This window comes from Flintibacter sp. (genome assembly GCF_046973065.1).
The window spans coordinates 18988-44306 of record NZ_JBKVXZ010000030.1 but is presented as its reverse complement, the minus strand read 5'-3'; the positions used below and the strand labels follow the sequence as shown (position 1 = coordinate 44306).

General features: G+C 61.7%; 19 protein-coding genes. All 19 read left to right on the top strand.

Annotated features, from left to right (window positions below):
* Nucleotides 1-74 precede the first annotated feature (74 nt).
* The 19 genes from ACLTXB_RS11450 (at nucleotide 75) to ACLTXB_RS11360 (ending at nucleotide 25302) form a co-directional block, all read left to right on the top strand.
* Complete coding sequence (locus ACLTXB_RS11450) at nucleotides 75-1520, top strand: terminase large subunit domain-containing protein (protein WP_428227075.1); 1446 nt, start codon at nucleotides 75-77, stop codon at nucleotides 1518-1520.
* 2 nt (nucleotides 1521-1522) lie between these two features.
* Nucleotides 1523-3547: a portal protein gene (locus ACLTXB_RS11445; protein ID WP_428227074.1), complete on the top strand. Its 2025-nt coding sequence runs from the start codon at nucleotides 1523-1525 to the stop codon at nucleotides 3545-3547.
* Nucleotides 3548-3560: 13 nt separating this feature from the next.
* Nucleotides 3561-3866 carry a ribosomal-processing cysteine protease Prp gene (locus ACLTXB_RS11440; RefSeq protein ID WP_428227073.1) on the top strand — a complete coding sequence of 102 codons (306 nt, stop codon included), beginning with the start codon at nucleotides 3561-3563 and terminating at the stop codon, nucleotides 3864-3866.
* 177 nt (nucleotides 3867-4043) lie between these two features.
* Nucleotides 4044-5060: a hypothetical protein gene (locus ACLTXB_RS11435; protein WP_428227072.1), complete on the top strand. Its 1017-nt coding sequence runs from the start codon at nucleotides 4044-4046 to the stop codon at nucleotides 5058-5060.
* A gap of 39 nt (nucleotides 5061-5099) precedes the next feature.
* On the top strand, nucleotides 5100-6161 hold the full coding sequence (locus ACLTXB_RS11430; protein ID WP_428227071.1) for a N4-gp56 family major capsid protein: 1062 nt from the start codon (nucleotides 5100-5102) through the stop codon (nucleotides 6159-6161).
* A gap of 60 nt (nucleotides 6162-6221) precedes the next feature.
* Complete coding sequence (locus tag ACLTXB_RS11425; protein ID WP_428227070.1) at nucleotides 6222-6674, top strand: hypothetical protein; 453 nt, start codon at nucleotides 6222-6224, stop codon at nucleotides 6672-6674.
* 143 nt (nucleotides 6675-6817) lie between these two features.
* Nucleotides 6818-7840 (top strand): hypothetical protein, encoded by a 1023-nt coding sequence (locus ACLTXB_RS11420; protein WP_428227069.1) that lies wholly within the window; start codon nucleotides 6818-6820, stop codon nucleotides 7838-7840.
* An 18-nt stretch (nucleotides 7841-7858) separates the two neighbouring features.
* A complete protein-coding gene (locus tag ACLTXB_RS11415) occupies nucleotides 7859-8419 on the top strand; it encodes a hypothetical protein (RefSeq protein WP_428227068.1) in 561 nt (186 codons plus the stop codon).
* Nucleotides 8420-8433: 14 nt separating this feature from the next.
* Entirely contained in the window at nucleotides 8434-8880 is a 447-nt protein-coding gene (locus tag ACLTXB_RS11410) for a hypothetical protein (RefSeq protein WP_428227067.1), read from the top strand.
* A complete protein-coding gene (locus ACLTXB_RS11405; protein ID WP_428227066.1) occupies nucleotides 8861-9100 on the top strand; it encodes a hypothetical protein in 240 nt (79 codons plus the stop codon). The genes ACLTXB_RS11410 and ACLTXB_RS11405 overlap by 20 nt, the downstream gene beginning before the upstream one ends.
* On the top strand, nucleotides 9090-9539 hold the full coding sequence (locus ACLTXB_RS11400; RefSeq protein ID WP_428227065.1) for a hypothetical protein: 450 nt from the start codon (nucleotides 9090-9092) through the stop codon (nucleotides 9537-9539). Before ACLTXB_RS11405 ends, ACLTXB_RS11400 begins: the two co-directional genes overlap by 11 nt.
* The gene (locus tag ACLTXB_RS11395) at nucleotides 9508-9939 is read left to right on the top strand and encodes a DUF6273 domain-containing protein (RefSeq protein ID WP_428227064.1); all 432 of its coding nucleotides are present in this window, start codon (nucleotides 9508-9510) and stop codon (nucleotides 9937-9939) included. Before ACLTXB_RS11400 ends, ACLTXB_RS11395 begins: the two co-directional genes overlap by 32 nt.
* A gap of 12 nt (nucleotides 9940-9951) precedes the next feature.
* Nucleotides 9952-11274, top strand: coding sequence for a reverse transcriptase domain-containing protein (locus tag ACLTXB_RS11390; protein ID WP_428227063.1), 1323 nt, complete (start codon nucleotides 9952-9954; stop codon nucleotides 11272-11274).
* Nucleotides 11222-11923 (top strand): DUF6273 domain-containing protein, encoded by a 702-nt coding sequence (locus ACLTXB_RS11385; protein ID WP_428227062.1) that lies wholly within the window; start codon nucleotides 11222-11224, stop codon nucleotides 11921-11923. Before ACLTXB_RS11390 ends, ACLTXB_RS11385 begins: the two co-directional genes overlap by 53 nt.
* 226 nt (nucleotides 11924-12149) lie before the next feature.
* Complete coding sequence (locus tag ACLTXB_RS11380; protein ID WP_428227061.1) at nucleotides 12150-12638, top strand: hypothetical protein; 489 nt, start codon at nucleotides 12150-12152, stop codon at nucleotides 12636-12638.
* 14 nt (nucleotides 12639-12652) lie between these two features.
* Nucleotides 12653-14476: a hypothetical protein gene (locus ACLTXB_RS11375; protein WP_428227060.1), complete on the top strand. Its 1824-nt coding sequence runs from the start codon at nucleotides 12653-12655 to the stop codon at nucleotides 14474-14476.
* A 14-nt stretch (nucleotides 14477-14490) separates the two neighbouring features.
* Entirely contained in the window at nucleotides 14491-14784 is a 294-nt protein-coding gene (locus ACLTXB_RS11370; protein ID WP_428227059.1) for a hypothetical protein, read from the top strand.
* Between the two features lie 13 nt (nucleotides 14785-14797).
* Nucleotides 14798-16267 carry a hypothetical protein gene (locus ACLTXB_RS11365; protein ID WP_428227058.1) on the top strand — a complete coding sequence of 490 codons (1470 nt, stop codon included), beginning with the start codon at nucleotides 14798-14800 and terminating at the stop codon, nucleotides 16265-16267.
* Nucleotides 16268-16629: 362 nt separating this feature from the next.
* Nucleotides 16630-25302 (top strand): hypothetical protein, encoded by an 8673-nt coding sequence (locus tag ACLTXB_RS11360; RefSeq protein ID WP_428227057.1) that lies wholly within the window; start codon nucleotides 16630-16632, stop codon nucleotides 25300-25302.
* Nucleotides 25303-25319 lie beyond the last annotated feature (17 nt).

The window sequence follows — 25319 nt, the reverse complement described above, 5'->3', positions numbered from 1 at the left end:
GGGCAGCGGCGTGGTCCTGCTCTCCCCTGTTATGCACAACCCCGGACCGCCGGACGCAGGAGGAGGCGCTGGGGATGGCTAACGTGGTATGGAGACCGCAGCCGCGCCAGGCTGCGCTCATGGCCCGGTTCGAGGACGAGGCCCTGTATGGGGGCGCGGCTGGCGGCGGGAAATCGGACTGCGCCCTGGCCGAGGCTCTGCGCCAGGTGGAGATACCGTACTACCGGGGCCTTATCCTGCGCAAGACCTACCCGCAGCTCACGGAGCTGATGGACCGCTCGACGGAGATATACCGGCGCGCATACAAAAAGGCCAAGTTCAACGAGAGCAAGCACGTCTGGACCTTCCCCAGCGGCGCGAAAATCTACTTCGGGTCCATGCAGCATACCAAGGACAGGGTGAATTACCAGGGCAAGCGCTATGACTTCATCGACTTTGACGAGCTGACGCAATTTCTGTGGGACGAGTACAGCTACCTGTTCTCCCGGAACCGCCCCAACGGGCCGGGGACCCGCTGCTATATGCGGGCGCAGGCCAACCCCGGGGGCGTGGGCCACGGGTGGGTCAAGGAGCGGTTCATCACGGCGGGCAAACCCATGGAGACGATCTGGGAGCAGGTGAAGGTCAGATACCCGGACGGGCGCGAGGAAACGCGGTGGAAGTCCCGCATCTTCGTCCCCTCCTCTGTGTTTGACAATAAAATCCTGCTGGAGAACGACCCGGACTACATCACCCGGCTGGCCTCTATGCCGGAGCAGGAGCGCAACGCCCTGCTGTATGGCAACTGGGACACCTTCTCCGGCCAGGTCTTTACAGAGTGGCGCAACGACAGCGAGCACTACGCCGACCGCATCAACACCCACGTCATCTCCCCCTTCAAGGTCCCGGATAGCTGGACGATTTGGTGCGGGTTGGACTGGGGCTACTCCAGGCCCTTCTCGGTGGGCTGGTATGCTGTGGACCACGACCGGCGGCTCTACCGCATCCGGGAGTATTACGGCTGCACAGGCGCGCCCAACACCGGCGTCAAGATGGAACCGGCGGAGGTGGCCCGGGAGATACGCCGCATCGAGGCCGAGGACCCCAACCTCAAGGGCAAGCGCATCAACCGCGTGGGGGACCCGGCGATCTGGGGCAGCGACGGCACGGAGAGCATCGGGGCGCTGATGGAGCGGGAGCGGGTCTACTTCGAGCGGGGCGACCATGCCCGCATCGACGGAAAGATGCAGGTGCATCACCGGCTGGCCTTTGACGAGGAGGGCTGGCCTATGCTCTATGTGTTCTCTACCTGCAAGCACTTCATCCGCACGGTGCCCAACCTGGTGTACGACGAGAAGAACGTGGAGGACATCGACACCGACGGTGAGGACCACATCTACGACGAGCTGCGGTATGTCTGCATGAAGAACCCCATCTCCCCCAGGCCCAGGAAAGCGCTGCCGCTGGTGGTGTATGACCCTCTGGACCTCCAGGAGCAGCAACAGACCTACGACAGATACGACTTTTACAGGAGGTATTGATTATGGCACTATTCGGACGGAAAGAGGAGGCAGTCCCCGGCGTGAAGCCCGACGGCCTGCCCGGTGTGCAGCGGGACGAGACCATGCCGCCGGAGATGGCTGCGATGCTGCTGTCTCAGCCGGAGGGCACAAAGCGCATCGGCAAGGAGGAGGTGGCAAAGGCCATCGACATTCTGACCCGATACAAGCAGGGCAAGGCCAACCTGGAGACCCGCATTGTAGAGGACGAGCTGTGGTGGGAGCTGCGCCACTGGGAAGCCATCGGGCGCAAGGACGGCAGCAAGGCCCGGCAGATCGCGGGCAGAGGGGCGGAGCCGACGTCTGCCTGGCTGTTCAACTCCATCACCAACAAGCACGCCGACGCCATGGACAACTACCCGGAGCCGGTGGTGCTGCCCAGGGAGCGCAGCGACGAGGAGAGCGCAAAGACCCTCTCCTCCATCCTGCCGGTGGTGCTGGAGTACAACGAGTTCGAGCAGACCTACTCCGACAACTGGTGGGAGAAGCTGAAACACGGAACGGCGGTCTACGGCGTGTTCTGGAACAGCGCCAAGGACAACGGCCTGGGCGACATCGACATCCGCTCCATCGACCTGCTGAAAATCTTCTGGGAACCCGGCATCACCGACATTCAGAAGTCCCGCAACCTGTTTATCGTGGACCTGGTGGACGAGGACCTGCTGGAGCAGCAGTACCCGGAGCACAGAGGGCACCTGGGCGGCAGCGTCATCGACGTGAAGCAGTATATCTACGACGACACCGTGGACATCACAGGCAAGAGCGTGGTGGTGGACTGGTACTACAAGACCACCTCCCCCTCTGGCCGGACGCTGCTGCACTATGCGAAATTCGTAGGCGACACCCTGCTGTTTGCCAGTGAGAACGAGCCGGAATACCGGGAGCGGGGCTGGTATGACGACGGAATGTACCCGGTGGTGTTCGACGTGCTGTTCCCGGAGAAGGGCACGCCGGTGGGCTTCGGCTATGTGGCGGTCTGCAAGGACCCGCAGCTCTACATCGACAAGCTGTTCGGGAACATCCTGGAGAATGCGATGCAGGCCACCAAGCGGCGGTACTTCGCCTCCAACAACACGGGCATCAACGAGGAGGAGTTCCTGGACTGGAGCAAGCCCGTCGTCCATGTGGAGGGCGAGCTGGACGACAGGCGGCTGAAAGAGATCGTCACCCAGCCCCTCTCCGACATCTATGTGCAGGTGGCACAGCTGAAAATCGAAGAGATGAAGGACACCTCCAGCAACCGGGACGTGAACAGCGGCAGCGCAGGGTCCGGCGTGACTGCTGCTGCGGCCATCGCTGCCCTCCAGGAGGCGGGCAACAAGACCAGCCGGGACATGATCTCCGCCAGCTACCGGGCGGACGCCAAAATCAACTCCATGTCCATTGAGCGCATGAGGCAGTTCTACGACGAGGTGCGGTCCTTCCGCATCACCGGCACGACGCCGGGAAGTTATCGGTTCGTGGACATGAACAACGCAGGACTGCGGGAGCAGCCGATGGGCCAGGACAGCTATGGAAACACGATCTTCCGGCGGCCTGTATTCGACCTGAAAATCAAGGCGCAGAAAAAGAACCCCTTCTCCCGCATGGAACAGAACGAGCGGGCCAAGGAACTGTACGGGCTGGGCTTCTTCAACCCGGAGCGGGCACAGGAGGCCATGGGCGCGCTGGAGATGATGGAGTTTGAGGGCAAGGAGAAGGTCCTAGAACAGGTGCAGCAGGGCCAGACGCTCCTCAACATCTGCCAGCAGATGTCCCAGCAGCTTGACCAGATGGCTTTCATCATCCAGTCGCTCACCGGGAAGGACATGGGCATCGCAGCGCCACAGGACGGCGGGCAGAGCGCAGGCGGGAAGCAGCCGCCCGCAGGAACGGCAGGCGGCGGGAGCGGGCTTGCAAGCGGCATCATGCAGGCGCAAACACCCATGACGGACTACGGGACCAGGCTTGCGGCCCGCAGCACCCCCAACATGAACGCCAAGAGCAGCGCCGCAGCGCCGCAGAGCTGAGAGGAGGCACACCATGACAACGGTTTATGCCGAGCGGGACGGAACGCGCTACACGCTGTTTGCCAATGGGCACGCCACGGGCCACCCGGAGGTGTGCGCCGCCATCTCCGGCATCCTCTACGCCCTGGGCGGCTATATCAAAAACACAGAGGGCGGTTCCACGCTTGCCTATGACCAGACCATGGAGAGCGGCAGAGTGGCCTTTCACTTCAACGGTGACTCTGCCGCTGGCGGGGCGTTTGACGCGGCGGTTATCGGTCTGAAACAGATCGAGGCCAAGTACCCGGACTGCATCTGCGTGGAGTATCTGGAGGAATAAAAAAATTTTTTCTGTTTTCGGGGCGCAATCGTGAAAAGCGTTTGGTACGCTTATGCTGTCCTCCTGCTTCACCTACGGGGGCAGCGGCCAGAGGCATACGTTCTGCCGCTGCCCTGGTGAAGTACCAGGACCGATGCACGGGGGCGAGACACCCGCGACGAAGAAGGAGGCAATCCTATGAGAGACATTCATTTGCTGGACATCCGGCTGGACCTGTTCGACGGCGGCGCTGCTGCTGGCGGAGCGGGCGCTGGGGCGGCGGCCCCTGCATCCCAGGCTGGTGACGGCACCCAGGGCGGTTCCCAGGCATCCCCCGGTAGCACCCGCCGGGGAAAATCGGGCGAGTTCCAAAATGTCCTGTTCGGCAAGCAGGCGGCACCGGCGGCGGCTGGTGACACCGGCGGACAGAACGGGCAAGCGCAGTCCTCCGACGCCGGGAGTGACAACAAGCCGGGCGTGCAAACCACGTCCGATACGCTGGAAAGCAGAAGAAAGGCGTTTCTTGACCTTGTGAACGGCGAGTACAAGGACATCTACACCGAGGAGACCCAGCGCATCATCAATCGGCGGTTCCGGGAGACCCAAAACCTGGAGCAGCAGGTGGGCAGCTATCAGCCCCTCGTGGATATGCTGATGCAGCGCTATCACATCGGGGACGGCGACATCGACAAGCTGACCGCCGCCGTTGAGAATGACGATGCGTACTGGTCCGAGGCTGCGGAAGAAGCAGGCATGAGCGTGGAGCAGTACAAGCAGTTTCAGAAACTCCAGCGGGACAACGCAGCACTCCTCAAGGCCCAGCGGATGCGCCAGGGCGAGGAGGCGGCGCAGCGGCAGCTCCAGAGATGGTATGGCGAGGCGGAGCAGGTCAAGAGCCTGTACCCCAGCTTTGACCTTAATGCAGAGGTCAAGGACCAGCGGTTCCTCTCTATGCTGAAAGCTGGCGTTCCCGTCCAGCACGCCTATGAGGTCATCCACATGGAGGAGATCAAGGCGGGCGTGGCCCAGATGCAGGCCCAGGCCACCGAGAAGCAGGTGGTGGCTGGCATCCGCGCCAAGGGAGCGAGGCCCCAGGAGAACGGCACTTCTGCCCAGAGCGCATTTACCGTGAAGGACGACCCCAGCAAGTGGTCCAAGAAGGACCGGGCCGAGGTCGCCCGCAGAGTTGCGCGAGGGGAAACCATCAATCTGTAACGGCTCTCCCCCTCCCGCATGGGAAAGGAGAATAGACTTATGTTTAAGACCAAGAGCGCGGACAAGTTCCTGCTGCTGCCCGTGGTGCTGAACCTGTTCGACGGCAACACCAACGTGACCGGCGACGGCGGGCTGTCCGACGAGATGAAAACCTTCTACTCCGACTATCTCATTGATATGGCGGAGCCGGAACTGGTGCATGACCAGTTCGCCCAGAAGCACCCCATCCCCAAGAACGGCGGCAAGACCATTGAGTTCCGCAAGTACGACCCCCTGCCCAAGGCGCTCACCCCCCTGACCGAGGGCGTGACCCCCGACGGCCAGAAGCTCAGCATGAGCACCATTACTGCCGAGGTGAAGCAGTACGGCGGCTTCGTGGAGCTGTCCGACATCCTGCTGCTGACTGCCATTGACAACAACCTGGTGCAGGCCACCAAGCTGCTGGGCAGCCAGGCGGGCCGGACCCTGGACACCATCACCCGCGAGGTACTGAACGGCGGCACCAATGTCCAGTACGCCGAGGGCCAGGTCAAGGCCCGGGCTGAGCTGGTGGGCGGTGCCACCACCGACCTGACCAAGAACCACTACCTGACCGTGGACGCGGTTCGCAAGGCGGTACGGTTCCTCAAGGTGATGAACGCTCCCAAGATCAACGGCTACTACGCCGGTATCATCCACCCCGACTGTTCCTACGATCTGATGTCCGACCCCAAGTGGGTGAACGTCAAGACCTACTCCGACCCCGACGGCATCTACGAGGGCGAGATCGGGCGCATTGAGGGCGTCCGCTTCGTGGAGACCAGCGAGGCCAAGGTATGGGAAAAGGCGGGCAAGGATGCCGCCGGGAACGAGGGCAGCCCCCAGGCCAGCAAGCGGGATGTGTACTCCACCCTCATTCTGGGTGCGGATGCCTACGGCGTGACGGAGATCACCGGCGGCGGCCTCCAGCACATCGTCAAGCAGCTGGGCAGCGCTGGTACTGCCGACCCCCTGAACCAGCGCGCGACCGCTGGTTGGAAAGCGACCAAGGTTGCCGAGCGCCTGGTGGAGCCTTACATGGTCCGCATTGAGACCACCTCCACCTTCAACGGTGCAGCCTGATAAACCACCGGGGCCGCCCGCTGCGGCAGGCGGCCCCACACCATGAAGGAGGTATTGACCATGGCTGAGAAAAAGAAGCCCGCAGAGGAGATGCAGGATGAAGCCCCCCAGGTGGATGCCGCTGCCGAGGCGGAGAAAATCCTGGAGGAGGCCCGAGCAAAGGCCGCTGCAATCGTGGCCGACGCAAAGGCGGAAGCGGCGGCGGAGATCAAGGCCGCCAAAGAAACCGCCCAGAATGATGACACGGTTGCGAAGGAAGCCGCTCCTGCCCATGACCCCTACGACGATATGGTGCCCATTCGCCTGTTCAAGGACAACGGCAAGTACAAGGACGACGTTTTTGTGGCCGTGAACGGCGAGCGGGTCCAGATCAAGCGGGGCGAGACGGTAGAGGTCAAGCGGATGTTTGCCGAAGTCCTGGAGCAGAGCATGAACCAGGACACTGCCACCGCGAACCTCATTGACCAGGAGAGCAACCGCTACGCAGAGAAGGCCAAGGCCCGGGGCGTCTGATGCTCCGGCTCTGGGACAACCGCATACCTACCGCGAATACCCAGGCGGCTGCGACACGGCGCAGCGAGGTTCGGACGGGACCTTTTCCTCCCTTCCCGGCCCCGCTGCGCCGTTTTCATACAGGAAGAAAGGAGGGAACGGAAATGGACAGAACCATCAACATCAATGTCAACGGTGAATTTGTCAAGAAGGACAACAAAAACGCCGGGGTGCAGGGAGAAGCCAACGCGACCAAGCTGCACATCACCATGAGCGCAGACTGGGAGCAGTACAGCAAGCGCATCATCTGGCGGGACCCCATGGGCGAAAAGCCTGTGGCTGTGGTCCTCTACAACAGCGTGGAGGACCTGGTGGCAAAAAAGGACCCGCTCGTGTTTGACACGCCCATCCCGGCAGAGCCGCTGTCCCTCCCTGGCTGGTGCAGCTTCACCATTGAGGGCTACAAGGAAGCGGAACCCTCTGCCGTGTCCATCACGGTGACGGACTACCTGCTGGTGAAGGGAAACGACACCTACAACACACCCAAGGAGCCGACGCCCACCCAGGCGCAGCAGCTCCAGGTAGAAATCGACAAAATTGTACCCCAGGTCTCTGAGCTGGTGAGCAACGCCATCGACGCGCTGGAGCAGGCGGAGGCCGCCGTGAAGGTATGGGAACCCTGGGGCGGAGCAAAGACCTACCTCCCGCTCCAGAAGGTCTCCAGGCTGGGTAGCTCCTACATCTGCAAACAGACCAACGCGGGCATCGACCCGTCGGTTGACACAGCGGACGGAGGCGGCGTGGAGGGCGCATACTGGCTGCTTATCGCAAAGAAGGGCGACCAGGGCGACCAGGGTGCTACCGGGCCGCAGGGGTTAACCGGCAAGCAGGGCATCCAGGGCGAGCGGGGCCTGACTGGAGAGCGCGGCGTCCCGGGCATCCAGGGACCCAGAGGCTTGCAGGGCATCCAGGGCGAGACAGGGCCACACGGCGCAGATGGAGCGCGCGGTCCTCAGGGCATCCAAGGCCCGCCGGGGCCGCGCGGCATCGACGGCGTGGCAGTACAGACCTCTGGCATGGTCACGTTTAACGTGTCTGAGGACGGGCATCTGCTCTGCTCCTATACGGGAGATCAGAGACCCAATTACTACATCAATCTAGAAGGGCATTTGTGCCTGGACATCTGACGGAAGGAGGAAAAACTTATGCCTACTTTTGATCTCGGCCAAGTTGTGGGTCCCCAGGGACCCCAGGGCAAGGACGGCCCCCAGGGCCCGCAGGGCATCCCCGGTGCTACCGGCAAGCAGGGCATCCAGGGTGAGCCGGGACCCCAGGGCGACCCCGGCCCCAAAGGGGACCCGGGCGCGACCGGCAAGCAGGGGCCTGCGGGCGCAGACGGCAGAACCCCCAATATCCAGGTGGGGAACACCGAAACCCTGGCAGCTGGTAGCAAGGCCACGGTGACGCGGCGGGTGGGCAGCCCGGATGCGGCCCCCATTTTTGACTTCGGCATCCCCAAGGGAGCGGACGCGGTGAACCCGGGCGATATGCACAAGGCCACCTACGACCCCACGGGCAAGGCCCGGGACATCTTCGCCTATGCGGACACCAAGATGCCCAAGAGCGGCGGGACCTTCACCGGGACCGTGGGGGGCGTGTCCCCCACCAGCGGCAGCACCAAGGGCTTCCGCAACATCTACTTCGGCGGCGGCGCTCCGGCATCCGGCCTTGGGGCCAACGGCGACATCTACATCAACATCGGGTAAGGGAGGAACCAACCATGATTAGAGCAGGAAAATACACCGTGGAGGACAGCGGCTTTACTGTGACCACGGAGCGCATCGGCGGCCTGCCCAGGCAGGCCGTGGTGGTGGAGCTGCCCGGCGGCATCACCGGCACTGCCCTGGACGCGCTGTGCGCCGGTCCCATCGAAGTGCTGAATGAGAAGGGCGAGGTGGTGCAGACCCACACCGGCCCCTTCCGCATTGCGACCCACGGGCTGAAATTGGTCCGGGAGGACCAGAGCGGCGACGTGGCCGCTTTGGCTTCTCAGGTGGCAACGCTGGAGGCTGCGCTTGCCAAGGAGACCAGCGAGAAAGAAAGCGCCCAGGACGCGCTTGCAAGCCTCAACGACAAGCTCACCACGCTCCAGGGACAGCTTAATAGCGTACAGAGCGCGGACAAGGCCCAGGGGCCGGAGGCAGCTGATGGAACGAGTAGCCTGTAAGAGCTGCGCGGAGGCGTCTTGCCTGGTGGCGAACCTGCTGGCAGAGCTGGAGCAGCCGTGCCGGAACTGCGGGACGGCGGATTGCGTGGTGTTCATGGGGACCTCCCCCACCGGCGAGCCGGTGACGGTGCGGATGCACCGGGACCTGACGCTGGACGTGGAGGGCAACTGCGGTCTCCTGGAGGAGATCAGAGGAAGAAGGTGCCCGCATGGACCGTAAGCCCACGAAACAGGAAGAAAAGGAGTTCATCCTGGGCAATAAGGCGGCGGACCTCTGGCTGACGATCTGCGACGCGTGCGCCAATGAAAAGGTCATCCCCAAGAAGTACCGCTACACCACCGGCACCGGCCTGATGAACACCGCAGAGAGTATCTGCGGAGACATTGAGGAAGCGAACCTTATCGACCTTCGGGAAGCGCCGAGGGACCGGCTTATGCTCCAGAGAAAGGCACTGCGAGAGTGCAAAAAGCTGGAGCGGAAAATTATCCGCATGAAGGAGAGCGACCAGTACCCAGGCATAAACTCCCACAAGGCGAGCGTCCTTTCCAGGGCATCCATGACCGTGCGCTATATGTGCGCGGCCTGGTACGAAAAGGACAAGGCCCGCGCTGCGGCCATGAAAACGGATGCAGGACGGTACGGACAGGGGCGGCGGTAAGCCATCCTGCACCCTGCTGTCTTTCATTAGGGTATGGCCTGTTCGCGCCATCAACTGGGGCCTGCGCTCCCCGAACTCCGATGACAACAACGCGTACAACATCAATACCGACGGCACCGTGAACAACAACAACGTCTACAACGCGAACTTCGCCCCGCGTCCCGCTCTGATGGAACACCGCGTACAAGTACCCCGCCCGGGGGAAAGCAGAGGCCTATCATCAAAGGAGGCCATATCCTGTCGCGGCAAGCTGCATGGAGGACGCAGCGAGCCAGGACGAACACATGGTATCGACGCTGACGGACCCGACACCGGGGGAAGGCCCCCGGGCACCTCTATGGAGGGAGGTGCCGCCAGCTATCAGCGATGCCCAGCGCTCCTCCGCATCCAAACCAAGTAAGGATGTGCAACCATGACCTATGAGGAACTATGCTCCTTCGACACCCTATGGGACGCCTATGTGCGGGCCAGACGGTGCAAGCGGAGCAAAGGGAGTACCGCAGCCTTTGAATACAGCGCAATCGAGGAGCTGCTGATACTCTCCAAATCCCTTTTGCAGGGGACCTTTCAGCCGGACCCGCTGGATGCGTTCCTGATCTACGAGCCGAAAAAGCGGCTTATCCAGGCCCCAACATTCCGGGACAAGGTGGTGCAGCACGCACTTACGGATTACGTCGTGTACGACGAGCTATCCCGGAGTCTGACGCGGAACACCTACGCCGCACAGGTCGGGAAAGGGGTACACTTCGGCCTGAAAATGCTGGAGCAGCACATGAGGACCCACTTTCTCCGCAAGAAGGGCGCGGACGAGGCGGCGCGGCGCGCTGCCGGTCTGCCGCACCGCCCGATGGAGGAGTGGGACTACGCCGAGGGCGCGGTCATCAAGGGCGACATCCGGCACTTCTTCCAGAGCATCGGCCACGACCGCCTCAAGGCGGCGCTGGCAAAGCGCTTCCAAGACCGGCGCATCCTGGAGCTGATGTTTCGGTACATCGACGAGGTGAGCGATGGGCTGGCCCTGGGCCACCAGACCAGCCACATCTACGCCGTGTTCTTCGTCTGCTCCATCATGCACTACATCAACGAGGTGCTGCGCCTGCCGCTGGCCGGAATGTATATGGACGACTGGTATGTGATCTGCCCGGACATGGAGACAGCGCGCAGAGCGCTGGCCCTTATCCGGGAACAGTTTGCAAGGCTGGGGCTGGAGCTGAACAACAAGACCAACATCTTTCCCCTGCAAAACGGCATCGACTTCTGCGGGTTCCACACCTACCTGACCAAGAGCGGGAAGGTGGTCAAAAAGCTGCGGTATGCCTCCATCAAGCGGATGAAACGACGCATCCGCCTGTGGGAGCGGCAGTATGCAGCCGGTGAGATCACGCGGGAGAAAATCATGGAGTGCTTCGGCTCCTGGGAGGCCCACGCCAAACACGGAGACACGAGGCAGCTCAGAACAGAGATGCGCGCACGGCTGGAGGCGAGCCTGGCGCGCGCAGCACCCGTAAAGGGTACGCCGCATCCGTATGGCAGCAAAGCTGCCGACGGCTGCGCAGAGGTCCGGCGGCGGGGGCGGGCGGAACCGGCCCGCTCCCCTGCCACAATCCACCCGCAAGGGGTATGCGGCATCCGTAAGGCGGCAGAGCCGCCAACGGCTGCCCAAGAAAGGAGATCAAAACGCTATGGGACAGTTACTTTCCAATCTTGCCAACGGCAGCCTGGTCAAGCTGAATGAGAACAGCCAGGGGAAGAAGTTCATCAAGCTGGATAACGACCATTACGGGTCTGGAACCGGCGTCACCATGCTGCGGAAGGATGCGTTTAGCGAAATCGCCTGGAACGCGTCGGACAGCAACGGTTACAAAAACCGCTACTTCGGGTGTACGCTGGACAACTTCTGCGACGGTATCTGGCCGCTGAAACTGGACCCGGAAATCCGGGACTGCATCGTGCCGGTGCCCATCGTGGTGGCGGAGGGAAACGGTGTGGCTACGCTGCACACCATCTACCGCAAGGGCTTTGCCCTGTCCTGCACAGAGGCGGGAGTGAGCGGCTGGCAGACGGAGGGCAAGAAGTTTGCCTACTTCGCAGACAATAACAAGTGCATCGCCAACCTGGACGAGACGGCGACCGCCATCTACTGGGGCCTGCGCTCCCCGTTCTCCGATGGCGTCAGCGCGTACGTCATCGATTCCGACGGCACCGTGGACTACGACAACGTCTACCTCGCGAACTTCGCCCCGCGTCCCGCTTTTAATCTTAAATCTTCTATCGTTGTATCGGATGCTCCGGGCAGCGATGGTTGCTACACGATTGAGAGCGTACCGGGCAAAACCGGCGGGCTGTATGTGAAGAACAACGGCGTGTGGGTCGCGGTCGTATAAGCTCCGCATCCCTCGCCCCGCCGCCAGCGGCAGGGCTCGCTCGCTCTGCTATACTCCCTTTCCGACCCGAGACCGCAAGCTGGGTCTCGGGTCGGCGGGGACGGGGACACGATTTTACCGGGGCAAAGCCCAGCGGAGCGGGCTTGCCCCGGAGAGGACGAGCAACGGATTGGAGCGGATGTCCGCCGGGAGGCGGACGGAGCGGAAAGGAGTTTGTGAGGACGAGATGCCGAGTATCAACGAGGTACTGGAGCGGGTGAACCGGGCGAGGCCGGATGCCATCGACGACGAGACCAAGGCGGCGTGGCTGCTGGAGCTGGACGGGCAGCTCTATCGGGAGGTCATCCTGCGGCACCGGCTGACGAGCGGGAGCGGGCTACACGGACCGGCGGGCGTATGCCCAGTGTGCGGCAGCACGGAAATCTTTTACGACCGCGCTATGGACTGCTCCTCTTGCCAGGCGTGCCGGTGGAGCGAGTTGCCGGAGTACCCCAGGAACTACCCGGAGGACGGGGACAAGCCGCTGCTGGTGCCCGCACCCTACGACGGGCTGTATGACCTGTACCTTATGAGCAAGTCCGACTTCTACCTGCGGGAGCTGGACAACTACAACAACAGTGCCCTGGCCTACAACACGGCGCTGGACGAGTGGAAGAAAGCCTACCACCGCAGCCATGCGCCCATCGGCGCGGGCTATTACAAGAATGTATTTTGACTGGAGGTGAGGAGATGAAGCTACCCTATCTGAACGGGACCAACCGAAAAGCCTCCCGGCAGATCGTCACCTTCGGCGGTGTGAATTACCAGGACAGCGGCGGCGAGGGCGAGCTGGAGGAGAGCGTGAACCTCTCCTCCACACGGTTCCCCTACCTGTGCCAGCGGGACGGGCGGGCCAGCACCGGAAAGTATCAGGCCCCCACGGGGCTGTATGCCCGGGGGAAGCTGTGCGTGGTGGACGGAAAGGACTTTCTATACGACGGGCGGAAGGTTGGGACCGTCACCGCCGGAGAAAAGCAGTTTGCCACCATCAACACCAAAATCGTGATCTTCCCGGACAAGGTGTACTACGACACCAAGGAGGACAAGTTCGGGAACCTGGCGGCGGAGTACAGCGGATATGCCGGAAACGTCACCTTTACCACCAACACTCTGACCGTGCCGGAGCAGAGTTATATCGACCAGGCGGAGACCGAAAGCTACACCCTGTCCGGGGTGGCGGCAAATACCTCCATCACGGTCTACACCGGGGCCAGCATCGACAAGGGCAACGGAAAGCTGACCATGAGCGGCGGGTCTGCGACCACGCCGGACAAGCTGAAAAACGGGGACCTTATCCAGCACAAGTGCGACACCGCCAAGGAGTACATGGTGGTCCAGAGCAGCGCCAAGCAGAGCGACGGGACCTATCAAATCACCTATATCATGCACGAGGCGCTGCTGCACAAGTACCCGGAGTTCAAGGACGTTTTCAAGGCCGGGGATGCAATCGAGATCACCGGCTGCACGACCTATGCCAGCAACAACGGCAGCCATATCATCCGCTCCCTGTCCGGGCGGACGCTGACCTTTGATAAAGATATTTTCAAGGCCGGGGCCGAGGCGGGCACCGTGCTGATGGAGCGGAAGGTGCCAGACCTCACCTGTATCTGCGAGTGCGACAACCGCATCTGGGGTGCGGAGGGGACCACGATCTGGGCCTCTGCCCTGGGCGACCCGACCAACTTCTACGTCTACGACGGCCTATCCACGGACAGCTACGCCGTGGCGGTTGGTACGGATGGGGCCTTTACCGGGTGCGTAGCCTACGGCAGCACGGTCCTCTTCTGGAAAGAGGACTGCGTGCATAAGGTCCTGGGCAACTATCCGGCCCAGTATGAAATCTACACCTATACCGTGCCCGGCGTGCAGGAGGGCAGCGAGAAAAGCCTGTGCATCATCAATGAGACCCTGTTCTACAAGGGGCGGAGCGGCGTGTACGCCTACACCGGCGGAACGCCGGAGCTTATCAGCGAGAACTTTGGGACCAGGCGCTTCGACGATGCTGTGGCCGGGACAGACGGAGAGCGCTACTACATCTCCATGCGGGACAGCAAGGGAAACTGGAACCTCTATGTGTTCGACACGATGCGGGGCGTGTGGCTGCGGGAGGACGGGACCCACGCAACAGACTTTGCCCTGCTGGACGGCGTGCTGTACTACCTGGACGGCGGAACCGGCAAGCTGATGAAAACCGGGCAGGACTATTCCGAGGAGGGGCGCATCCCGTGGAGCGCCACCCTCTGCAAGATGGACGAGACCACCCACGGACGGAAGGGCTACTCCAAGCTGTACCTGCGGGCGGACCTGGAGGCCGGGTCCTGGCTCAAGGCGGAGATCAGCGTGGATGACGGACCGTTCCGGCAGGTATTCGCCACCCACAACGAGCGGGCCAAGACCCTGCAAATCCCCATCCTGCCGGTGCGGTGCGACAACTTCCGCATCCGGCTGTCCGGCAAAGGCCCATGTCTTATCAAGAGCCTAGTCCGTGACTTCACGGTGGGCAGCGAATATTAAGAGGGGGCGAGCGCATGGCAACGACACTACCGGGAAACCCGCCGTCCTATGACCGAAACGATGTGGCGGGAACGGTCAAGGCCCTGTGCAGCTACACCAGGAACTTGCAAGAGAACCTGGACTTTATGCTGGGGCAGATCAAAAAGAACCAGGAGACGATGCAGCAAAGCATCTCCTCCCAGGGGGAGCGCGTCGCAACGCTGAGCAGCGCGATGTCCGGCGTGCAGAGCAGCCTTTCCGGCCTGGGGAACGATGTCAACCACCTGGCCGCCCGCGTTTCGGCGCTGGAGCAGAAGGGCACAACGTAAAGGGGGTAACACCATGGCAACCAAAAAGAAGGATGAGGAGCGGATTTCTCAGGACATCAAGGGCACAAGCTCTGGTTATAGACCGCTGGACAGCAGCGGGAACGACTACGCCTCTATGGCAGGAATGTCGGACCTGGACAAAGCCGCACTTGACGCAGCCGGTTCTTCCTGGAATAAAGCAAATGCCGCCGGAGACAAGGCGGGCATGGAGGCGGCCCACAAGCAGGCGGAGAGCATCCGGGGGAAATATGGCTACTCCGGCGGAGGCGACGGCTCGCAGTACATCCCCTTCCAGACGAGCAAGAAGGAGGAGTTCAGCTACGGCTCCGCGCCAACCTATACGAGCAAATACCAAGGGAAAATCGACGAGCTGACGGAGGCCATTCTTAACCGGGAGGCGTTCACCTATGACCCGGAGAAGGACCCCACCTATCAGCAGTACAAGGAGAGCTACACCCGCAACGGAGAGCGGGCTATGCAGGACACGCTGGGGCAGGTCAGCGCCCGCACCGGCGGCCTTGCAAGCAGCTATGCGAGTAGCGCAGCGCAGCAGACCTACGACGGGTATATGTCCGCCCTGGCAGATAAAATCCCGGAGCTGCGGCAGCTGGCCTACTCTATGTATATGGACGAGGGGAACACCCAGCGGGCCAATCTGGAAATGCTCATGGCGCTGGAGCAGGGCGACTATGCCAAGTACGCGGACCTGCTGGGCCAATGGAACACGGACCGCAATTTCGATTACGGCGTGCATCGAGACCAGATTTCGGACAACCGCTACAACAACGAGTGGAACTATCAGGTGGGCCGGGACGACATCGCGGACAAGCGGTATGAGGACGAGACCGCCTGGGAGCGCAGCCAGTACACCAGCGAAAAGGAGTATAACCAGGCCCTTGCCAAGGCTCAGACCCTTGCAGCGGCGGGCGACTTCTCCGGGTACAAGGCCCTGGGCTATACGGATGCGGAGATCAAGAACCTCAAGACTGCATACGACAAGGCACAGCACGCCTCTGTGAGCGGAACGCGGAAAGGAAGCAGCTCTTCCTCCGGCGGCGGCAACAAGGGCGGAACCGGCAACAAGGACGTCTACGCCGGGATGTATGACGCGGGCATCCGCAGCGAGGGCGACGCCTATGCCTGGCTGTTGACCGCCGGGTACAACACGACCCAGGCCGGAAAGCTGGCGGACTATTACGCCGAGTGGATGAAGAACAAGGGTGACAGCGGGACCGACGGAGGAACCGGCGAGGAAGGATACTCCCTGAACGATCTGGATACCAGCTCTGTTCTGGCCCTGGGCCTTGGCCCCATCAGCTTTGAGACGGTGCAGCAGCTGGCCGAGCAAGGCAAGGTGGATGTATATACCGGGAAAAACGGAAAGCTGACCGTCGGCTGGATGCCTGGGTATAACGCCCAAAATTACAAGAACAGTCTTTCGGGAGGACTGATGAAACCCCCGTTCCTGCCAAACCTGAGATAGGAGGCGCTACTATGAGCAGATTGACCGATGCTATTGATGCGAACCGGCGCGGAGAGGCTGTGCCGCCTCGGACGCAGACGCCTAAAAATAACGCTATGGGTACAGGAAGCCGGGAGGAGCGCGCCACTTCGCGCGCTCCCTCCCCGGTGCCCTGGGCCTCTCCCCAAGCCAACCCTACCGGGCAAAGCCGATTGGAGCAGGCTATTGATGCCAGCCGCAGGGGCGAAACTGTGCGCCCTGGGACATATACGCCGCCGAAAGCTATCGTACCGAACAGGTATTACAGACCGGCAGCGCTTGGGACAGAACCGGCTCAATCGCAAAAGCCCACGGAAAAGCCGAGAAAAGCCACTCTGTATGACATGACCATAGGCAGCATTAAGCGCGGGTATGACAATGCAGTTTATGGCCGCGAGCTGTATAAGGATATGACCGGCCAGGAAAACCAGGCAGATGAATATGCACAGAAAATGGCCGGAGATGAATATAACTTTGAAGCGGGCGGTTTTCTCTCTCGCGCACTCTCTGGCGGTATGGAACTTTTGGGGCAGCAGGTTCGCCAGTGGACAGACCCCCTCTCCGTCGGCCTTGCCGGGACTGCCGCAACCGGCGCGGCTATTGCTGGACAAGCGGGACCTCAAGTGCTGGTGCCGGAAGAAGTTATTACAGTCCCCGGCGCTTTTCTGGCCGGATTACAGGTGGGCAGCACCAAGGCAAACTTTGAGATCGAGGCGGGGCACGCCTATAAAGAGATGCTGGACAACGGCATCTCTGAGGAGACGGCGAGCAAAATTGCAACCGGGGTTGGCATCGGAAACGCCGCACTGGAATTTGTCCAGCTGGATGAATTGGCAAAGTCCTTCAAAATTCTGGACAAAATCGGCGCAGACGATAGCATCATCGGGGCTGTAAAGCGGGAACTTACCCGCCGGGGTGTGGATATTGCCAAGGAGACCGCCCAGGAAGTGGCTCAGGAGGGTGTTACTATTGCTGGCACGCAAATCGGCAGCAAGATCGACACAGGTAAGTGGGCCTATGACAGCGGAGATGTTTTGGGCAGACTGGGTGACACTGCGGCGTCGTCCGCGCTGTCATTTGGCACGCTGAACGTGCCTGGAGGCGCATACAACGTCTATCAGCAGACCTCGGGGAAGGACACCCAGAACGCCGGAGGAAAATCTGCGGAAGATATTGGTGCAACCTTCCAAGAGATGGGCGATGATGTTGTACTCGCCACCATCCAGGAGGGACTTGCCAGCGACCCCTCCACCCGGAGTTATCAGCTGGCCCAGCAGCTCCAGCAGAAGCTCGACGCCGGAGAAACCATCACCAACGCGGAGCTGGGGCATCTGTACCAGGCCAACGTGCAGGCCATCGACGCAGAGGAGAACAGCGACGACCTGCTGCTGCGGGCCGCCGACGAAGCTGCCCGAAAGGGCGGCGTGACCAACAGCACAGCCACCGACATTCTGGGCAATCCCAGCGCCGTGCGTACCCTTGCCCAGGACGCAGGACTGTCACTGGCGGACGACATGAGCAAGGCGCAGCGCCGCAAGGCTGTGAAAACCGCTGTCGAGACCCTTGCAAGCCGCAACACGGCCACCATGGAGTCCAGCGTGGAAACGAACATGGAGCAAGCCGCTCCCTCCCCTGCTGCGCCCCAGAGCGTCCCTGTGCAGCAGCGGCCTATGGCAGCCCAGGCTTATGACATTCGCCGGGTCCAGAGCGCTGCGGCATCCCTGGGTGAGCGTGGGGCCAAGGCGCTGCGGACGGCCTACGACGGGAGCGTGAGCGCAGACACCTTCTACGCCGGGTTCGCCTCCTACTACGAGGCGGGCGTTTCCGGCATGGATATGGGCAAGGTCCGCAGCGAGTACGGCGCGCAGCTCAGCGCGGCGCAGAAGTATGCGGCCTATGTTGCCGGGCGGAATGACGCGGAACTCTCCCTCCAAAGAGAGCGGCAGGCTGCGCCTTACGCCAAGAGCGCCGGGAACGATAGCGGCCTGGTCTACGACGACTTTGTGCGGCAGGCCGTGGAGAGCGGACGCGTCATGAATGATGTGAACGGCGAGACGAGGGTGTACCTCACCGCAGAGACGGCGGCCAAGATCAACGGCGTGGCGAAGTCTCTGGGCGTGCGGGTGCAATTCGTGGACAGCGTGCGCGGCGGCACCGCCAACGCACAGATCAGCGGCAGCACGGTGTTGGTGGAACGAAACAACCCCAACCCGGTCATGGCTATTGTCGGGCACGAAATGACCCATCGGATGCAGGAGCTTGCCCCCAAGGAGTACCGGGCGTTCCGGGACTTTGTTGCCCAGGAGGAGCAGAGCGGCATCCAGAGACGCATTGACGCCTACGCCGCCCAGGGTGTAGAGCTGACCTACGAGCAGGCCATGGACGAAGTGGCTGCGGACTACGCAGGGCGCATGATTGACGACGGGAAGGTGCTGGACGACTTCATTGAAAAGCACCGGGATGACCGCACCTTGCTGGAGAAGGTGCGGGACGCTATCCGGGCCATCGTCCGCAAGCTGACCGGGGCGGAGAAGAAGCAGGCCCAGACCGCCGAGGGCAAACTGACGGCGGCGCTGGAGGCTGCGGCAAAGCAGGCGGAGAACCTGGAGACGAACAAAAACGCCGCCCAGACGGACGGCGAGACGAAATTTTCTATCAAACGAACCTCTCAAATGACGCTGGCCCAGCAGCTCAAGATGTTCTACGATGGGAAAATGGCTTCCAGCGATGCGTTCTACTTTGGCGAAACCCCGGCGGCACTGAACATCGCCGGGCTTGACGTGCTCCCCCTGGCCTTTACGGTTTCGGACTTTCGCAAGTCCTCGAAGGGGAAACACAATGTGCCGCGCAGAGTATGGAAAAACCTGCACAGCAGCCTGGAGACCGCGCTGTTTTCCTTCCGCCAGGGCGACCGCATTGGCATTATGACCGGCGACATCGACGGCGATGGAAAGCCCCTTCTGGTAGGCATTGAGCGGAACGTAAGCATGGACCGCACCCCTGTGAACGCTATCCGCAGCGTGTACGGTCTGGACAACCCCGGCCCGTGGCTGCAAAATCAAATCAAAGCCGGGAAAGAACTTGTTCTTCTGGACAGAGAAAAAGCGAATGCTTTTCTCCAGACCTACGGCGCATATTCGGCCTCGGTGGGAGATGGCATCCGCTCTATGGGTGAGAGTGTAACCCAGAACGGCACGGAAGTCAAGACTAAGTTTTCCCTCAAGGCCCCGGTGGAGGAGACCAAGAACCTGATTGCCCTGCATAATCTGACGGAGGAGAAACTGTGGGGCGACCTTCGGCTGGGCGGCTTCCCCATGCCCTCCATCGCTGTTACCCGGACTGACGTGCCCCACACCAATTTCGGAGACATTACGCTGGTCATGGACAAGCGGAGCATCGACCCCAAAGCAAACCGCAAGAACACCGTCTACTCCGCCGACGCATGGACGCCGACCTTTCCGCAGGTGGAGTACGCCGCCGACCCGGCGGCAGAGCGCCGCATTTCCGGGCGGCTGCGGGAATTGTCCGGCAAAGTGGACGAGATGTTCAAGCAAGACCTGTATCGCATCACCTATGACATGGAGGACCTTCTGAACCGCTATGGCGGAGAGGATGGGCTGCTGCGTCAGGTCATGGATAACTACGGTCTCAAGGCTGCCTATCTGGAGGACGCAGGGCACCACGTTTCTGCGGCCACGGTCCAGCGCGAAGCGGACAAGGGGTACAGCCAGGACCGGGTAGAAAAGTACCGGGCAATCGTCGAAACCCTGGGGACGGATGACCCGGACGAGATCGGCCACATCCCGCTGAAAGAGCTGCGGGACCGATATGGGGACGAGCTGGAGACTGCGTTCCCCGGCATGACTAAATCTACGTTCCGGCTGAGCGGCATTATCCGCCAGGTACAGGCATACCTCCAGGACCAGGGCGGCGAGCCGGTCTATGAGACGGTCACGGACGCCGCCGCCACGCGCCGGGCTATTGATGACGTGCTGGACCGCGACGGGTATGAGCGGTGGGTCCGGGAACTCTACTCCGGCGTCCAGGCGGACAGCGGCATCTACAACAACAAGGAGCGCTTTACCCCCGCCGGGAACCGGCGCACCTTCAAGCAGACCCACTATCCCGTTACCCTGGAAAACATCGTAAAGGCCATGAAGGGTCAGAACGGCGGAAACACCAAGAACGTCTCTGGCTTTTACGGCGTCAAGAGCCTGCGGGCCGGGACCGCCAAGCGCTTCAAGAGTATTGCGGATATGCACAAGCTGGAGGGGCGGCTGCAAAACCTGACCGAGGAGCAGACAAAGGCCATCCACGATGAACTGGACCGCCGCCTGATGGATATTACTGAGGCTCTTGCCGAGAAATTCCCCAACGGGAAGGGGAGCTTCGACTATTATCTGGCGGACAGCATCGGGAATATGCTGGTGGAGATCGCGGACGGAGAAGTTTACACCATCGACGCTATCATGGGCAAATTCAATGGAGAGTACGGCTTCCATATCGGAAACGAACTGGCAGCCCAGGTCCGCGACCTTCTCTTTGACGTGTCCCAGATGCCGGTGAATATCTTCGAGGCAAAGCCGGAGCGGGCGGTGGGCTTTGATGAAGTCCTGGCCGCTGTACTGCCGGACGACGCCAGCGGCGAGCTGCGGGACGCCCTTTCTGGTAGGGGCGTAAATGTCCTTACCTACAAAGCCGGAGACGACGCGGACCGCATTGCCAAGGTCAATGGCGTTGAGGGGGCGCGGTTCTCCCTCAAGGAGGATACGGTCAGCAAGAACTACGCTGCAATCCTGGAGGAGAACGAGCTGCTGCGGGAGCAGATGAAGGACTATATCGACCTCCAGCGCCGCAACGGGAAGCTCCAGGAGAGCCGGGACTACTGGCAGGGCCAAACCCGGCGCACCAAGCGCGTCACCACCGACAAAAAGGCCGTGTCGCGGGCGGCCCGGGAGCTTATCCGCTCCTATGGTGCGGACCTGGATGCCGGAGACATCACCCAGGACCTCCAGAGCCTTTACGACTACCTTGCAAGCGGCTATGACGGCAAGGACGAGCTGACCTACACCGAGGCCCGCCGCCGGGCGGAGGCCATCGCTGAGAAGCTGGTGGGCAACGCTGTGGCCGTGGACGAGACCTACGAGCAGTACAGCGACCTGCGGGCGTATCTGCGGTCCACCACCCTGTCCCTCTCTGAGGAGGACAGCAGGGACATCCCGGACTATGGAGACTGGCGCAAGCACCAGATGGGGCGCATGGTCATCCGCAAGGGGCACACTAACATCGACCAGGTGTATCAGGAAATGTCCGAACTGTGGCCTGAGTTTTTCGACGAACAGCGGGAGAACAACCCTGTGGACCAACTGCTTCGCATCGCGGAGGTCATGGACGGCATCTACAACGTGGAGGAATACAACCCCTTCGGCCCCTATATGCAGCAGGCCATCACCGGCGCGGCCAACGAGATCATGGAGCGGTTCTTTGACCTGCCCCAGACCCGGGCCACCTTCGCGGACCAGCAGGCCCGGAAACTGGACGACGCCAAGGCCAAGGGCCGGGAGCGGGTCCAGAAGGCGCAGGAGCAGAACGCAGCCCGCCTTGCGGAGCTGCGGCAGCAGAACCGGGAGCGGACCGCAAAAGCTGTGGAGCGGGAGCGGACGCGGCGGGCGGAGCAGATCGGGAAGCTGAAACAGCGGTACAGGGAGAAGGACGCGGCGGGCCGGGAGCGCCGGAGCGCCCGGGAGCTGCGCGCCAAGATCATGCGCCACACCAGCGCCCTGTCCCAGAAGCTCCTCCGCCCCAGCGACAAGCAGCACATCCCCGAGAGCCTGCGGCAGGCCGTGGCCGCCATGCTGGAGAGCATCAACCTGGAGAGTGCCTACACCACGGACCCGAACACCGGCAAGCGGGTGAAGGACGGCTCCGGCACGCCCACCAAGCGTACCGAGGCGTTCCGGGCGCTCAAGGAAGAGTACAGAAAAATCATTTCTGAGGGCGGCGATATGGTCATTGACCCGTCGCTCTTGGGCAGCGACGCAGAAGGCATCCGAGGGAGCTTTGACGCTGTACTTGCCATGGGCGACATCCGGCTGGCTGACATGAACACCGAGCAGCTTGCAACTGTGTGGCAAGTCATCAAGGCAGTGGAGCACAGCGTGAACACGGCGGGGAAAATCCTGTCCAAGGTCAAGTATGCTAAGACGGCGGACTGGGCGCAGGCTATCTCCATCGGGACCAGCAGCCGCCGGGCCAAGAGCAGCCTGACCACCAACCATGCCCTCATTGACCTGGAGACCCCGTACACCTTCTTCTCCCATTACGGAGAGGCGGGCAAGGCGGTCTACCGGATGCTGCGGGACGCGCAGGACCAACAGCAGCTCATGGTGGACCATGTGGCCGAGGAGGTCCGCAAGATCGTGGCCCCCGAGACGGTGAAGGAACTGGAGACGACCACGCAGACCTTCACCACGGAGCGAGGTGAAAAGCTGACCCTTTCCGTGGCCCAGGTGATGGAGTTGTACGAACTGGCGAAGCGCAAGAAGGCCCGCGACCACCTGCTCAAGGGCGGCGTGGTCCAGCCGGAGATCAAAACCTCGAAAATCCGGCGCGGCACGGACAGCATCCGTCTGACGGAGGGCGACCTGGTGAACATCACCGAGACGCTGACACAGGAGCAGGTGAAAATTGCAGATGGCCTGCAAGGGCTGACCGCCAGCGTGCTGGCCGACTACGGCAACAAGGCCAGCATGGAAGCCTATGGTTACAAGAAGTTCACCGAGAGCGATTACTGGCCCATCAAATCGGCCAAGGAGGGCCTGCACAGCAACATCGAAAAGGGCGGAAACAACACCCGCTCCATTAAGAACATCGGCATGGCAAAGACCACGATGCCCCGCGCGAGCAATGCCCTGGACCTGGCGGGCATCTTCACCACCTTTGCAAATCACACCTCCGACATGACGGACTATGCATCCTGGCTCTGCGCGATGGAGGACATCAACCGCTTGTTCAACTACCAGTTCCGGGACGAAGAGGGCAACCCCACCGGAAAGACCATCAAGGGCCTGCTGGACCGCGTGGGCGGCCCTGGCAGTCAAAAATACTGGCACAACCTGATGGAGGACATCCAGAACGGCATCAACGCCCCCGGCGACAGCCCCATGTGGGACATTGCTGGAAAGGCCATCGGCAGCTTCAAGGGCGCAGCCATGGGTGCGAACATCCGCGTGGTCATCCAGCAGCCCACGGCGTTCTTCCGGGCGGCGGCGGTACTGGACCCCCGGGACATGGCGCGGGGCCTTGCAAGAGGCGTTACACGGGGCAACGGATGGAAGAAAGCCCTGCAATACTCCCCCATCGCTATGCGGAAGGATGCAGGCGGTTTTGACATCTCCAGCCCCTACCAGATGACCGAGACGCTGTTCGACAACCGGACGAACGTGCGGAAGCTGAACGACGTCCTCTCCGCCCCTGCGGGCGTGGCGGACGCCGTAACCTGGAGCAAACTGTGGAACGCCTGCGAATGGGCCACGGCACGGGAGCACCAGGGGCTCACCAAGGGCAGCGAGGCGTTCTACCAGCAGACGGCAAAGCTGTTTGCGGAAGTCATCGACCAGACCCAGGTGGTAGACGGCGTGCTCCAGCGGTCCAACATCATGCGCTCCAGCAACGCGGTGGTGAAGCAGGCGACCAGTTTCATGGGCGAGCCGATTATGAGCCTCAACCTGCTGATGCGGGCCTATGACCAGGTGCGCTACGAGCAGAACAACCAGAAGCGCGGCAAGGCCATCAAGACGATGGGCCGGGCCGCCACCGCCCTGGTTGTGACCAATGTGGTCAACGCTCTGGCTCAGAGCCTGGTTGACGCGATGCGAGATGACAACGAGGACGAAAAATACTGGGAGCGGTTCCGGACGGCCTTTACTGGTATCACCGGCGAGGAGGAGACCCCTTGGGAGAAAGCCTGGAACGCCATCATGGAGGGTAACGTCGGCAGCGGCATGAACCCCTTGGGACAAATCCCCTTTGTGAAGGACGCGCTGTCCATCATGCGGGGCTACGATGTATCCCGCACAGAGATGGAGGTTGTTTCTGACTTGATAGCCGCCGGACGGACAGCCATCGACAGCGCGGACGGGAACGGCAAAAGAACCCGCGCCTATGCTATCAAGCAGTTGCTGAGCGCCGGAGCAAAGATGTTCGGTATCCCGGTATCCAACCTGACGAGAGATATGTGGGGTCTGGCCCGGACCGCCGCGGTTGAGACCAACAATATTCCGCTCCAATACGAGATGGAAAAGGCTATCTACAACATCACCAACACCAGCAACAAGAGCCGCTATTACGCCATCTTGTACCGAGCGCTGGAGCAGGGCGACATGGACACCTACCGACACATCAGGGACGACTTGATGAACAGCATGGGCGTGGACGGCGCAAGCATCGACAGCGTCATGCGGAGCCGCTACAACAAGGCCGTGGAGGAGGAACCAGACTACACTCTGCCCCAGAGGGCGCGGGACCTTATTGGAAGCCGGGACCAGTACGCACCGCCCAAGGAGAAGGAGGAAACCTTCGGCGCGGATGACCTGGGCAGCGGCGCCTACCAGGCGTACTCGGACCAGCGGGCCAACGACTACCGCAGCATGGCCGACGGCCTGGCGGGAAGTCCTATCTTCCGGGGCATGGACGATGAGACCCGAGACAAGGTACTCAAAGCGGCCTATGATCTGGCTGACAAAAGCGCCCTGGAGGACCATTCCGACGGACAGTACAAAATAACAACCAAATGGATGACTCTCGCAGATGAAGCAGAGGCTGTGGGTGTCGAGCCGTGGGAGTATGTACTGTTCCATGTGGCCTACAATGAGGCTGAAACTACGAGGGACGAGAACGGCGATGCTATGAAGGGTGAGACTAAGAGCGACCATGTGCGGGAATGGCTGGAGCTCTCCGGGCTGACACAGGAGCAGCAGGAATTTCTCTGGGGAACCGTCTACAAGAGCGAATGGTAAAAGCAAAGGGCCGGGGT